General features: G+C 66.5%; 13 protein-coding genes. 5 read left to right on the top strand and 8 right to left on the bottom strand.

Features of this window, described 5'->3' with window-relative positions; translation table 11 throughout:
* Nucleotides 1-5 precede the first annotated feature (5 nt).
* Nucleotides 6-1,019 carry a porphobilinogen synthase gene (hemB, locus tag TQ98_RS25695; RefSeq protein WP_044873159.1) on the bottom strand — a complete coding sequence of 338 codons (1,014 nt, stop codon included), beginning with the start codon at nucleotides 1,017-1,019 and terminating at the stop codon, nucleotides 6-8.
* 233 nt (nucleotides 1,020-1,252) lie between these two features.
* Between hemB and TQ98_RS25700 the strand changes: the two genes are divergently transcribed.
* Complete coding sequence (locus TQ98_RS25700; protein ID WP_044873160.1) at nucleotides 1,253-1,813, top strand: DedA family protein; 561 nt, start codon at nucleotides 1,253-1,255, stop codon at nucleotides 1,811-1,813.
* Here the strand turns inward: TQ98_RS25700 and TQ98_RS25705 are convergent, their stop codons facing one another.
* Nucleotides 1,814-3,049: a sterol desaturase family protein gene (locus TQ98_RS25705; protein ID WP_044873161.1), complete on the bottom strand. Its 1,236-nt coding sequence runs from the start codon at nucleotides 3,047-3,049 to the stop codon at nucleotides 1,814-1,816.
* Between the two features lie 223 nt (nucleotides 3,050-3,272).
* Between TQ98_RS25705 and TQ98_RS25710 the strand changes: the two genes are divergently transcribed.
* The 3 genes from TQ98_RS25710 to TQ98_RS25720 all read left to right on the top strand — a co-directional run bounded on the left by TQ98_RS25710 (nucleotide 3,273) and on the right by TQ98_RS25720 (nucleotide 5,378).
* Nucleotides 3,273-4,103, top strand: coding sequence for a dienelactone hydrolase family protein (locus tag TQ98_RS25710; RefSeq protein WP_044873162.1), 831 nt, complete (start codon nucleotides 3,273-3,275; stop codon nucleotides 4,101-4,103).
* 13 nt (nucleotides 4,104-4,116) lie between these two features.
* Nucleotides 4,117-4,773 (top strand): isoprenoid biosynthesis glyoxalase ElbB, encoded by a 657-nt coding sequence (gene elbB, locus TQ98_RS25715; RefSeq protein ID WP_044873163.1) that lies wholly within the window; start codon nucleotides 4,117-4,119, stop codon nucleotides 4,771-4,773.
* A gap of 134 nt (nucleotides 4,774-4,907) precedes the next feature.
* Nucleotides 4,908-5,378 carry a thioesterase family protein gene (locus TQ98_RS25720; protein WP_044873164.1) on the top strand — a complete coding sequence of 157 codons (471 nt, stop codon included), beginning with the start codon at nucleotides 4,908-4,910 and terminating at the stop codon, nucleotides 5,376-5,378.
* A gap of 135 nt (nucleotides 5,379-5,513) precedes the next feature.
* Here TQ98_RS25720 and TQ98_RS25725 read toward each other — a convergent pair whose 3' ends face one another.
* The 5 genes from TQ98_RS25725 to TQ98_RS25745 all read right to left on the bottom strand — a co-directional run bounded on the left by TQ98_RS25725 (nucleotide 5,514) and on the right by TQ98_RS25745 (nucleotide 11,281).
* Nucleotides 5,514-5,966, bottom strand: coding sequence for a YaiI/YqxD family protein (locus TQ98_RS25725; RefSeq protein ID WP_044873165.1), 453 nt, complete (start codon nucleotides 5,964-5,966; stop codon nucleotides 5,514-5,516).
* A 55-nt stretch (nucleotides 5,967-6,021) separates the two neighbouring features.
* The gene (locus tag TQ98_RS25730) at nucleotides 6,022-7,911 is read right to left on the bottom strand and encodes an FTR1 family protein (protein WP_044873166.1); all 1,890 of its coding nucleotides are present in this window, start codon (nucleotides 7,909-7,911) and stop codon (nucleotides 6,022-6,024) included.
* Between the two features lie 214 nt (nucleotides 7,912-8,125).
* Nucleotides 8,126-8,758 carry a homoserine/homoserine lactone efflux protein gene (rhtB, locus tag TQ98_RS25735; protein ID WP_044873167.1) on the bottom strand — a complete coding sequence of 211 codons (633 nt, stop codon included), beginning with the start codon at nucleotides 8,756-8,758 and terminating at the stop codon, nucleotides 8,126-8,128.
* Between the two features lie 73 nt (nucleotides 8,759-8,831).
* Entirely contained in the window at nucleotides 8,832-9,371 is a 540-nt protein-coding gene (locus TQ98_RS25740; RefSeq protein WP_044873168.1) for a mechanosensitive ion channel family protein, read from the bottom strand.
* Entirely contained in the window at nucleotides 9,371-11,281 is a 1,911-nt protein-coding gene (locus TQ98_RS25745; RefSeq protein WP_044873169.1) for an ATP-binding cassette domain-containing protein, read from the bottom strand. The genes TQ98_RS25740 and TQ98_RS25745 overlap by 1 nt, the downstream gene beginning before the upstream one ends.
* A 50-nt stretch (nucleotides 11,282-11,331) precedes the next feature.
* On the opposite strand from TQ98_RS25745, the gene TQ98_RS25750 reads away from it, so the two are divergent.
* The gene (locus tag TQ98_RS25750; RefSeq protein ID WP_044873170.1) at nucleotides 11,332-11,796 is read left to right on the top strand and encodes a TIGR02444 family protein; all 465 of its coding nucleotides are present in this window, start codon (nucleotides 11,332-11,334) and stop codon (nucleotides 11,794-11,796) included.
* On the opposite strand, the gene TQ98_RS25755 is transcribed toward TQ98_RS25750, so the two are convergent.
* On the bottom strand, nucleotides 11,793-13,028 hold the full coding sequence (locus tag TQ98_RS25755; protein WP_044873171.1) for an AlgP family protein: 1,236 nt from the start codon (nucleotides 13,026-13,028) through the stop codon (nucleotides 11,793-11,795). The two genes, TQ98_RS25750 and TQ98_RS25755, sit on opposite strands and share 4 nt — an antisense overlap.
* Nucleotides 13,029-13,096 lie beyond the last annotated feature (68 nt).

Consider the following 13,096-nt stretch of genomic DNA (forward strand, 5'->3'; position numbering starts at 1 on the left):
GGAGTTCAGGCTCCCGTCTTGAGCATTTCTGCGGCGCGAATGGCGAAATAGGTGAGGATGCCATCAGCGCCGGCGCGTTTGAAAGCCACGAGGGATTCGAGGATCACCGCCTCGCTCAACCAGCCGTTCTGGATGGCCGCCATGTGCATGGCGTACTCGCCGCTGACCTGATAGACAAACGTCGGCACGCGGAATTCATCCTTTACCCGACGAACGATGTCCAGGTACGGCATGCCCGGCTTGACCATCACCATGTCGGCGCCTTCGGCCAGGTCCGCCGCCACTTCGTGCAGGGCCTCGTCGCCGTTGGCCGGGTCCATCTGGTAGCTGGCCTTGTTGCCCTTGCCCAGGTTGGCGGCGGAGCCGACCGCATCACGGAAGGGGCCGTAGTAGGCGCTGGCGTACTTGGCCGAGTAGGCCATGATCCGCACGTTGGGGAAGTCGGCCAGTTCCAGGGCCTCGCGGATGGCCTGGATGCGGCCGTCCATCATGTCCGAGGGGGCCACCACCTGGGCGCCGGCTTCCGCGTGGGACAGCGCCTGTTTGACCAGCGCATCGACGGTCACGTCGTTCTGCACGTAGCCGTTCTCGTCGAGGATGCCGTCCTGGCCATGGGTGGTGAAGGGGTCCAGGGCCACGTCGCTGATCACCCCGAGCTCCGGGAAGCGGTCACGCAGGGCACGGATGGCGCGCTGGGCGATACCGTCCGGGTTCCACGCCTCGGCGCCGTCGAGGGACTTCTTCTCCAGCGGGGTCACCGGGAACAGCGCCAGCGCCGGAATGCCCAGTTCAACCCAGGTCTCGGCTTCTTTCAGCAGCAGGTCGATGGACAGGCGCTCGACGCCGGGCATCGAGGGCACCGCTTCGCGGCGGTTTTCGCCGTCCAGCACGAACACGGGGAGGATCAGGTCGTCTACGGTCAGGACGTTCTCGCGCACCAGGCGGCGGGAGAAATCGTCACGACGATTGCGGCGCAGGCGGGTTGCGGGGAACAGTCGGTTGGCGGGGGTAAAGCTCACAGCAGACTCCAGGGCCCGGAACGGACGCAGTGTGACAAATATAAGGGTCGATTATGACCGAATGGTAACAATCGGGGACAGCGACCCGTGGTCGCGTCGACAGGCGCAATGCGCATTGCAGATGATTTGGGGGTTGTCCGGGGTCAACGTGACATCGTTCGGCGAGGCCCGGAGCTTTTCCCGGGGCGCCATCCCGGTTAGGCTTCGCGTTCATTTCGCTGCGCAACCCAACCATGCTGCAACAATTTCTCCAGGATTTCGGCTACTTCGCCCTCTTCCTCGGTACCTTCTTCGAGGGTGAGACGATCCTGGTCCTGGCCGGCTTTCTCGCCTTCCGGGGCTACATGGACATCAACGCCGTCGTGGCTACGGCGTTCTTTGGCAGCTATGCCGGCGACCAGCTCTGGTACTACCTTGGCCGTCACAAGGGCCGCCAGATCCTCTCCCGTAAACCGCGCTGGCAGGCGATGGGTGACCGCGCCCTGGCCCACATCCGCCGCCACCCTGACATCTGGGTCCTGAGTTTCCGCTTCGTCTATGGCCTGCGCACGGTGATGCCGGTGGCCATCGGCCTGTCCGGCTACCCGCCCCTGCGCTACCTGATCCTCAACGGCATCGGCGCTCTGATCTGGGCCCTGGCCCTGGGCTTCGCCGCCTTCCATTTCGGCGCTGTGCTCGAAGGCATGCTGGGCAACCTCAAGCGCTACGAGCTGATGGTCCTCGGCGGCCTGCTGGCCATCGGCGGCCTCCTCTGGCTGCGGCGCCGCCTGCGCAACAACGGCAAGACCACCTGATCACACGGCCAGCGCCGCCTCGCGGCGCGGCAGCCCGGTCAACGCGCCCAGGCTGAGCAGGCTGTAGAGCGCCAGCAGTCCCCACCCCAAGCCGCCCGTCGGCACCATCCCCAGCGCCGCGCCCGCCCAGAGCGCCGGCCAGTTCAACGCCAGTCTCGAAAGCTCCAGCCTGCGGGCCGAGGCGCGATTCTCCAGCCAGGCGCCAATCGCGTAGAGCCCGAAGGCCATCCACACACAGGCCAGCCAGAGCCCCGTCAGCGACGCTTCGCCGCCAGTGCCCAGCAACAAGGTGCCAGCCACCACGTAGAGCGCGAACTGCAGCCCGGCGTACCACTTGTGCCCCAGGCCCAGGGGCACCTCGAATTTGACGAAGCGGGACAGGTCCGGCTTGGCCAACGGGAAACGCTCGGCCACATCCGCCGGACGCCAGCCGGTGCGCATGAACCAGATGCGCAGCTTGTCCCACCAGGATTCGGCACGTACCGCGTCGCGCCACAGTTGCACGTAGAACTGCAGGTTGGCCCAGAGCGGATTCCAGCTGGCCAGTGGCGTGGTCACGCCGAAGATCACCGGTTCCTCGTCCAGCTCCTCCTGGAAGCTGCCGAACAGTCGGTCCCAGAGGATGAACACCCCACCGTAGTTGCGATCCATGTACACCGAATTCTGCGCATGGTGAACACGGTGGTTCGACGGGGTAATGAAGATCCACTCCAGCCAGCCCAGCTTCGGCACATGGCGGGTGTGCACCCAGAACTGGTAGAGCAGGTTCATCGCGCCCACGCTGAGAAACACCAGCGGCGGCACGCCAGCCGCGGCCATGGGCAGGTAGAAGATCCAGCCGAAAATGAAGCCCGTGCTGGTCTGACGCAGGGCGGTGGAGAGGTTGTACTCCTCGCTCTGGTGATGCACCGAGTGGGCCGCCCAGAGCACATTGCGCTCATGGCCCAGGCGGTGGTTCCAGTAATAGCAGACGTCGTAGAAGACGAACGCCAGCAGCCACACCCAGAGGTCCGACGCCACCAGCTCGAAGAGCGCCAGGTGCTGCCAGGCGAACGTATAGGTCAGCACGCCCACCGCCTTGGTCAGCAGGCCGCTGGTGGTGGACAGCACCCCGGCGCTCAGGCTGTTCAGGGCGTCGGCCGTGCGGTAGTTGCTCATCCCGCGCCAGCGATCGGCGATGAGCTCGATGCCGATCAGCAGAAAGAAGAAGGGCACTGCATAGAGGACGTAATTCATGGGGCAGCCTTATCGTCGTTCTTGTCCGGTGACCCACAGGCGGCGAAGAGGGGTGGCGCAGTGCTCGCGGCCCGTTTCCCCAGCCTGCTAGGATTGCTCGTCAGTCTCTGCACGAAACGCCGGCTCGCGCTGGCAGTCGTCATCCAGAGTCTGGAATGCTACCTCCGCAACCGGCCTGCCCCCTCGGCATGGCGTGCCAACCCAAGCGGCATATGACGACAGCATGCGCAAACTCCTGAAACCCGCCCTGATCGCCCTGCTCCTCCTGGCCTGTGTGGCCCTGCTCGGTCTCTATCCCTATCGCGACGCCCTGCTGCCGCAGACCGCCGACCTGCCGGCAGCGGAGAAGCGCCTGGCGCCCCATGTCAGCCTGTTCACGCCGGAGGGGCCCGGCCCCTTCCCCACCGTGCTGGTCTTCCATGGCTGCAGTGGCCAGAGTCCCCTGTTCATGCGCAACGTGAAGTCCTGGCTGCTGCCCGCCGGCTACGCCGTGATGTTCGTCGACAGCCACGCCGCCCGGGGCATCACGAATTGGCGGCCGGTCTGCGACGGCAAACTGCTGTGGGGTAACGAGCGCGCCATCGACGTTTACGCCGCCCTGGCCCTGGCGCGGAAGAATCCGGCCATCGACAACGGTCGCCTGGCGCTGCTCGGCTACTCCCACGGCGGCTGGACCATCCTCGACGCCCTCTCCTACGACGGCAGCGCCGGCCATGGTTTCCCCGCCACCGGCAAGGGTGCGCTGGACGGTGTACGCGGCGTGATCGCCTACTACCCCTACTGCGGCTTCCCCGCCCACCTGCGCGATGGCCTCGGCCACAGCGCCCCTGTGCTGATGTTCCTCGCCGGCAAGGACCACGTCACCGATCACCAGCAATGCCTCTCGGCCCTCGACAGCGTGGCCGGCGAGCGTCTGGAGCTGGTGCAGTACGGAAACGTCGACCACGTCTTCGACCAGCGCAGCGATATGAATACCTACCAACCCGGCCCGGCCCAGGATGCCCAGAGACGCGCCCTGGCGTTCCTGCGCGAGAACCTCGGACCGGCCCAATGACCTGGAGATGTCCATGAACAAGAAAGTTGCCGTGATCCTGTCCGGCTGCGGCGTGTACGACGGTGCGGAGATCCACGAGAGCGTGATCACCCTGCTGCGCCTGGACCAGCGCGGCGCCAGGGTCCAGTGCTTCGCCCCGAACATCGCGCAGCACCATGTGATCAACCACACCAACGGCGAAGTGATGCCGGAAAGCCGCAACGTCCTCGTGGAATCCGCGCGCATCGCCCGTGGCGAAATCAAGGACGTGCGTGAACTGGTCGCGGCCGACTTCGACGCCCTGATCGTCCCCGGCGGTTTCGGCGCGGCGAAAAACCTCTCCGACTTCGCCACCAGTGGCGCCAACTGCATCGTCCAGCCCGACGTGCTGGCCGCTGCCCGTGGGTTCGCCGAGACCGGCAAGCCGGTGGGCCTGATCTGCATCGCCCCCCACCTGGCGGCGAAGATCTACGGGGAAGGCGTGAGCTGCACCATCGGCAACGACGCTGGCACCGCCGCCGCCCTGGCGGAAATGGGTGCCCAGCACGTGGATTGCGTGGTCAGCGAAATCGTCGTGGACGAAAAGCGCAAGCTGGTGACCACCCCTGCCTACATGCTGGCGCAATCCATCGCCGACGCCGCCTCCGGCATCAACAAACTGGTGGACCGAGTCCTGGAACTCGCCCACTGAGCCCCACGAGCGGGCGGCACCGGCCGCCCGCTGCGTGTCTTTCCGGTCAATCCGCCCGCCTTTCCCGCCGCCCCTCTTGGCACACAGGCCGCCGGTAAGGCAGCGTCGAACCCTCGACGTACGCAGGAGGCGCCATGAACCAGACCGATTTCGTCCTCACCCCCGAACTGCAGCAGGCCGTCGCCGGCTTTTTCGAGCGCATTCCCTTCAATCAGGTGCTGGGCATCCAACTGGGTGAGATGAGCACCGACAAGGTGGTGATGCACCTGCCGATGAAGGACGAACTGATCGGCAACTTCGTCCACGGCATTCTTCACGGTGGCGTGATCTCCAGCCTGCTGGACGTGGTGGGCGGTGCCATGGCCCTGATCGGCGCCTTCGAGCGGCACCAGCACTTATCCACAGCGGAACGCATGGCGCGGCTTTCAAAGCTCGGCACCATCGACCTGCGCATCGACTACCTGCGCCCCGGCCGGGGCAAGCACTTCACCGCCACGGCAGTGCTGCTGCGTTCGGGAAACAAGGTAGCGGTGGTACGCTCGGAGCTGCACGCCGACGACGGAACCCTGGTGGCGGTCGGCACCGGCACTTACCTCTGCGGCTGAGCCGCCGGCACGGCCCAGATCGGTAGGGTGCGCCGCGCGCACCGTGGCGGAGCCGGGACAGTGACCCAGCCGCAAATGCCGGTGCGCACGGCGCACCCTACGACTAGCATCCGTGCGATGCGGCCGAAGGAAGGGTCAACCCCGGCTCAACCGGGTCAGTAACCTGTCCAGGGAATTGGCGAATGCCTGCCGATCCTTCTCGCCATAGGCCGCCTGGCCACCGCCCATCTGACCCTGATCGCGCAGGTCCGTGAGCAGGTTGCGCACGGCGAGGCGCTCGCCCATGTTGCGCTCGTCGAATTCGCGGCCACGGGGATCGAGGGCCACCACACCCTTTTTCACCAGGCGATCCGCCAGCGGCACATCGCTGCAGATCACCAGTTCGCCGGGCACGGCGTTCTCCACCAGGTAGTCGTCGGCCGCATCCGGCCCACTGGGCACCACCACCAGGCGCACGCAGGAAAAGGTCGGTTTGACCTGGCTCTGCCCGGCCACCAGCACCACCTCGAACTTGCGCTTCAGGGCGAACTTGATCACCTGGTCCTTCGCCGCCCGAGGGCAGGCATCGGCATCGATCCAGACGCGCATGACACTTCCTTTCAGAAAAGAAAAAGGGCGAGGAGTTTAAACCCTCGCCCCGGATTCACGCCTGGGCCACGCTGCGTTCCCGCAGCCAGCTGCGGCCGTAGAAGGCCGCAATGGCGAGCAATGCCAGCCCCTGCGCCGACAGGCTGTAGGCATCGGGATGGATGCCCAGCCAGTCGAACTCGAAGAACGGCACCGGGCGGGTGCCCAGCACGCCGGCCTCCTGCAGGGCGGCCACGCCATGACCGGCGAACACCACCGACAGGGCGCAGAGCAGGATGGCGTTGGCGCTGAAGAAGGTCCCCAGCGGGAGCTTCGCCGAGCCGCGCAGGATCACCCAGGCCAGGCCCACCAGCAGGAGCAGCGCTGCTACCGCACCGGCGATGACCATGCCATGACCGGTGGGGCCCGCCTGCAGCCAGAGGGTTTCGTAGAAGAGGATGACTTCGAACAGCTCGCGGTACACGGAGAAGAACGCCAGGGTGGCGAATCCGAAGCGGCCGCTGCTGCTCAGCAGATGCTCCTTGATGTAGCTCTGCCAGGCGGCGGCGTGGCGGCGGTCATGCATCCAGACACCGAGCCAGAGCACCATGACGCTGGCGAACAGCGCGGTGAAGCCTTCCATCAGCTCGCGCTGGGCGCCGCCGACATCGATCAGGAAGGCCGCCACGGCCCAGGTCGCGAAGCCGGCGACAATGGCCACGCCCCAGCCGATGTGGACACTGCGAACCGCGTGTTCCTGGCCGGTCTTGCGCAGGAAGGCGAGGATCGCGGCCAGCACCAGGATGGCCTCCAGGCCTTCCCGCAGGAGGATCAACAGGCTGGAGAGGAAGGTCAGCGAGCCGTTCAGGCCGTCGCCTTCCAACAGGCGACCGGACTTGTCCAGCTCGGCCTTGGCTTGCTCCAGCAACTGCGCCGCCTGGGCCACCGGCTGGCGGTCCTGCAGCGCCTGCCGGTAAGCCATCAGCGCGCGCTCGGTGGTCTTGCGCTGCACGGCGTCGAGGTTGTCGAGGGAGCTTTCCACCAGCTCGAAACCTTCCAGATACGCCGCCACCGAGAGGTCGTAGGCCTGGTCGGCTTCGCCGTCGCGGTAAGCCTTGAAGCTCTCCTCCAGGGTGTTGCGGGTATGCCCGATCAGCTCCTTGGGCCCACGCTGCTGCATGGGCGGCTGGGCACGCTGGGCGCGGAACAGCGCCTGGGCGGCAGCGCCCTGGCTGGCGCCGACTTCCTCCGGCGTGCGACCGGCCAGTTCGCCCAGCGGCATGGCATCGCCCTTCACCGACGGATCAGCGCTGAAGCCAGCGATGTAGCTCGCCAGATCCCAGCGCTGGCGATCATCCAGCTGGTCGGCGAAGGCCGGCATGTCGGTACCTTCGACGCCCAGGCCGAGGGTGTTATAGAGGTCGTAGAGGCTCATCCGGTCCATCCGCGCCTGGTCGCGCAGATTGGCCGGCGGCGGTTCCAGCCCCATGCCCGCCGGGCCGTCACCGGCACCGGCATCGCCGTGGCAGACGCTGCAATGCTGGGCATACAGCGGCGCGGCGCGGGCAGGATCGGGAGTGATGACCGGCGCCTGGCTGACCTCGTAGGCCGCGGCGAGGCGCGTGGCCAACTGGCGGGCCTGACGGGTGACGGCGGCACTGTCCTGATGAGACTCGACGGCCTGGCGCAGGCTGGCAACGCCCTGCTCCAGGTCCTTCTGGCCGTCGCGGGCCGGCAGGGCAATGATCAGGCCCTGCAACGCGCCGAGGAATTCGATCTGTTCGCGGTATTCGCTGGCGTCGATGACCTTGCCATCGACAACCGTGGCCGGGTAGTCGGCCCCGATGTAACTGAGCAGGTGCAGCGCCTGGGCGGCACCGTCGGCCGGGTCGGCCAAGAGACTGAAGCTGCAGAGCGCCATCAGCGGCATCAGCAACCAGCCGAGAATTCTCGGAGTGGGGAACATTATTCAATCTCAAATGAGAATGGGGAGTGGAATTGTTACCCTCCAAACCATTCAGCTCAACCCCGATTAGTCGGCCGCATTGCGGCGTTTTGCCGCAGCAGCGACCTGAAAGCCGCGCCACATCTGCTCTGGAAGGAATTCAGCGATGCTGGAGGTCGGAGGATTTCCGACAGGAAGGCATCCGGCGGGTATGACCCGCCGGAGGGGAGGCGCCTCAGACCGGCGCGCGACGCACGCTGGCCAGCAGGGCCGCAGCGCCCACGAACAGGGCGGCGAAGCTGCGATTCATCACCCGCTGCTGGCGCGGGGTGCGCAGCATGCGCAGGACACGGGCGGCGAGACCGGTGTAGCCAGCCATGACGATCAGGTCGACGGTGATCATGGTCACGCCCATCACCAAGTACTGCTCCACGAGCGGCGCGTGGGGGTCGATGAACTGCGGCAGCACGGCGAGCATGAAGACGATCGCCTTGGGGTTGCTGAAGTTCACCAGGAAGCCACGCAGTACCAGGGTGAGCGGGCGTCCGATGGGGCGCTCGCCGGAGCCGCTGGCCATGTCGCTGGGCAGCGCTCTCCACTGCTTCACGGCCAGGTAGACCAGGTAGACCACGCCAAACCACTTGATCAGGCTGAAGGCCAGCGCGGAGGTAGCGAGGATGGCGCCGACGCCAGCGGCGACGATGGCGATCTGCAGGGCAAGGCCAATCTGCAGGCCGAGGGCATTCCAGTAACCGCGCAGGAAGCCGTACTGCAGGCCGGAAGACATGGAGGCGATGGCACCGGCACCCGGTGACAGGCTGATCACCCAACAGGCAACCAGGAAAGCGAGCCAGGTCTGGAGCGCCATGGCAGGTACCTCTAAAGCAAAAAAGGGGAAGGCCGCTCAGCCTACCCCTTCGGAAAACCGCTGCACAGTAGCATCAGCGCCAACGGCGCACCGCCTTCTGGAAGAACAGGCTGTTGGGCACCTGCACCTGCGCACCCTGGTTGTCTTCACTGAGGTCTTCGAGGGTGGTGTAGAAGAGGTTGATGGCAATCACCCTGCCCTTCACGCCCTGCTTGTCCGCACTCTCCACCACTTCCACGCGGTCACCCATGCGGAAGGGGCCGAGGGAAAAGATCAGCACCGCGCAGAACATGTTCGACAACACGCTCCAGATCGCGAAGAAGGCCACCGCCGCCACGGCGGTGAAGCCGGTAAGGGCGGCCCAGAGCACCTCGGCGGATACACCGAAGCGTTCCAGCACCATCATGAAGGCGCTGCCGAGGATCATCCAGCGCAGCAGCCCGCGAAGCGGCAACAGCAATTCCTGGGGCAGCTGTGGATAACGCGCCCCGAGGCGGGAGATGCCCCGGGTGACGATGCGCTGCACCAGCCAGGCCAGCAGGATGATGAGGAGCACCTGGGCGGCGCGGATCAGCGGTTCGCTCCAGGCGGTGAGGAGAAGCAGGTCGTCCATCAATCCGCGGCCTCCAGTTGCCGCTGCAGCTCCTCCAGGGTTTCCAGAGCCAGGAGCCAGGCTTCTTCCAGTTCGGCCTCGCGGGCCTTGAGGCGCGCCTGCTCGGCCAGCAGGTCACGCAGTTCATCCTTGCGCGCCGCCTCGTAGAGGGCGGAGTCGCCCAGGCGCTCCTCGACGGTGGCCAGCTGCTCATGGACCTTGCCCAGGTCCTTCTCCAGCTTGTCGGCCTCCTTCTTGTGAGGTGCCAGTTGCTGGCGCAGGGCTGCGGCGGCCTGGCGCTGGGCGCGCTTGTCGGTCTTGTCCGGGTTCACCGGCGCGCTGACCACAGGCGCCTGGCGGGCGCGGTAATCCACCAACCAGCGGGCATAGTCATCCAGGTCGCCGTCGAACGACTGCACGCGACCGTCGGCCACCAACAGGAATTCGTCCGTGGTGCTCTTCAGCAGGTGGCGGTCGTGGGACACCACCAGCACGGCGCCGGCGAAATCCTGCAGGGCCATGGTCAGCGCGAGGCGCATTTCCAGGTCGAGGTGGTTGGTCGGTTCGTCGAGCAGCAGCAGGTTGGGCTTCTGCCAGGCGATCAACGCCAGGGCCAGACGCGCCTTCTCGCCGCCGGAGAAATTGGCCACGGCCTCGTCGCAACGATCGCCACGGAAATCGAAGCCGCCGAGGAAATCGCGCAGGGTCTGCTCACGCTCGCTGGGCGCGAGGCGCTGCAGGTGCAGCAGCGGGCTGGCCTTGGGGTCGAGCGCGTCCAACTGATGCTGGGCGAAGTAGCCGATGGCCAGGTTCTCGCCACATGCCAGTCGCCCGCCGAGGGGCGAGAGGTCACCGGAAAGGGTCTTGATCAGGGTGGACTTGCCCGCACCGTTGGGGCCCAGCAGGCCGATGCGCGCACCGGGCGCCAGCTGCAGTTTGACCTGCTGCAACACAGCCTTCTCGCCATAGCCGAGGCGGCCTTCGGAGAGATCCAGCAGCGGGCTGGAAATCTTGTCGGCTTCACGGAAGCTGAAGTCGAAGGGCGAATCCACATGGGCCGGTGCCAGTTCTTCCAGCCGTTCCAGGGCCTTGATCCGGCTCTGGGCCTGGCGGGCCTTGGTGGCCTTGGCCTTGAAGCGAGCGATGAAGCTTTCCATGTGCGCACGCTGCGCCTGCTGCTTCTCGTAAGCCTGCTGCTGCTGCGCCAGACGTTCGGCACGGGTGCGCTCGAAGGCCGAGTAGCCGCCACGGTAGAGGGTCAGCTTGCGCTGCTCCAGGTGGGCCACGTTATCCACCACGGAATCGAGGAAGTCACGATCGTGGGAGATCAGCAGCAGCGTGCCCGGGTAGCCCTTGAGCCACTCTTCGAGCCAGAGGATGGCGTCGAGGTCGAGGTGGTTGGTGGGTTCGTCCAGCAGCAGCAATTCGGACGGGCACATCAGCGCCTGGGCGAGGTTCAGGCGCATCCGCCAGCCGCCGGAGAAGTCACCGACGCGGCGGTCCATCTGCTCCGCCGTGAAGCCGAGGCCGGCCAGCAACTTGCGGGCACGCGCGTCGGCCGTGTAGCCGTCGGCGCTGTCGAGCTCGATGTGCAGCCGGGCGATGGCGGTGCCGTCATGGCCCGCTTCAGCCGCGGCAAGATCACGCTGCACCTGGCGCAGGTGCTGGTCGCCGTCGAGCACGTAGTCCACGGCCAGGCGCTCGAGGTTGTCCACTTCCTGACGCATGTGGGCGATGCGCCAATCCGCGGGCAACTGGCAGTCGCCGGCGTCCGGACCCAACTCGCCACGCAGCAGGGCAAAGAGGCTGGATTTGCCGGCACCGTTGGCGCCGATGAGGCCGACCTTCTGGCCGGCGTGCAGGGTCAACTCGGCGCCTTCTAGCAGGCGCTGAGGACCACGCTGTAGAGTGAGATTTTGCAGTCGGATCATGATGGCGGCGGAGTTTATCAGCTTCGCCGCGGAGTCGCCCGAGGACAGACATGCCTTCAGACCTGTGGACGTTCGCCCTGCGCCTCTACACCGAACCGGGTGTCGAGCAAGCCTGCCTGCGCCTGCAGGATCGCGGCATCGATGTCTGCCTGCTGCTCACGGCCTGCTGGCTGGGACGCTGTGGCGCGACGTTCGACACCTCACGCCTGGACGCCCTGAAGCAGGTGTGCGAGCCCTGGCAGGAACAGGTGGTCAAGCCGCTGCGCTCGTTGCGTCAGGCATGGCGCGCCCAGGCCCAGGATGATCCGGCGCTGGCGGGATTGCGGGAGCAGGTCAAGGCACTGGAACTGGAGGCCGAACGCAAATTGCTGGCACGGCTGGAAGTGGCCGCGGATGGCTGGGGGGAACGGGGTTCAGAACAGGTCGAAGCCTGGCTTCTGGGGAGCCACCCAGGACTGGAAGGAGCGGACCGCGACGCGCTTGATCTACTGCGCGTCGCGGCCCAGGCGCTTTAGTTCGACGGCGAGGTCGGGGAAGCGCCGTTGCTGCTGGCGGGCGACACGCTGGCAACCGGAGCGGCGGCCGGCGCCGGCGCGGCCGGAGCAACGGTAGCGGGCTTGGCGGCCGGAGCCGGGGCAGGGGCCGGAGCAGCGGGTTTCGCGGCAGCGGGCTTGGCCGGGGCAGCGGGCTTCTTCACCGCCGGCTTGGCGGCAACTTTCTTCGCGGCAGGCTTGGCGGCCGGCTTCGCAGCAGCAGGCTTGGCTGCAGCAGCCGCTGCCGGTTTGGCGGCGGGTTTTGCTGCGGGCTTGGCCGCTGCAGCGGGTTTCGCAGCGCTGGCAGCCGGCTTCGCGGCAGGCTTGGCGGCGGGCTTCGCAGCAGGTTTCGCAGCCGCTTTGGCCGCAGGCTTGGCGGCCGGTTTGGCAGCGGGCTTGGCGGCGGCGGTCTTCGCGGCCGGCTTGGCTGCAGGCTTCGCAGCGGCAGTCTTCGCGGCCGGCTTGGCTGCGGGCTTGGCAGCGGAAGCCTTGGCAACCGGTTTGGCTGCAGGCTTGGCAGCGGCAGCCTTGGCAACCGGTTTGGCTGCAGGCTTGGCAGCGGCGGTCTTCGCAACCGGCTTGGCTGCAGGCTTGGCAGCGGCAGCCTTGGCAACCGGTTTAGCGGCGGGCTTGGCAGCCGGCTTCGCGGCAGCGGTCCTCGCGGCAGGCTTGGCGGCGGCAACCTTGGCAGCCGGTTTCGCAGCAGGCTTGGCTGCGGCTTTGGCAGCAGGTTTGGCTGCCGGCTTGGCAGCAGCTTTTGCAGCAGGTTTAGCCGCGGCTTTGGCAGCAGGCTTGGCCGCCGCCGACTTGGCTTCGCGGCTGCCCAGCGCCTTGCTGGCGGCCTCGCGTACCTTGCCGACGCCCTGGGCGAGCTTCAGGCTCTCCTGGGAGTCACGCTTGAGCTGAGCGATGTAGGCGCGGGTTTCGGACTGACGATTCTTCAAGGTGTCCAGCAGGGCTTCGAGCTCGCCGATGCTGTCCTTGGCCTTGGCTTGTGCCTTGGCCTTGCCGGCCTTGGCCGCATCCTGCAGCTTGGTGCGCGCAGCGTGGAGTTTTTCCTGGGCCTTGCCGCGCTGCTTCTCCAACTTGGTCAGCAGCTGTTCAGCATCGACCGATGCCTGGGCGCAGGCTTTTTCGAGGTGTTCGAGCAGACTGTGGGACAGTTGATGCAACAGGTGCAGCGGGGTGCTAACAGGCTTCTTCTTGGCCGACATGGTATGCCTCCTGGCGGGCGTTATTTGGCCCATACTAGTCGCCTGTTTCGCGAGTCGCCAGAGGCCGC

Source organism: Pseudomonas sp. LFM046, assembly GCF_000949385.2.
GTDB lineage: Bacteria > Pseudomonadota > Gammaproteobacteria > Pseudomonadales > Pseudomonadaceae > Metapseudomonas.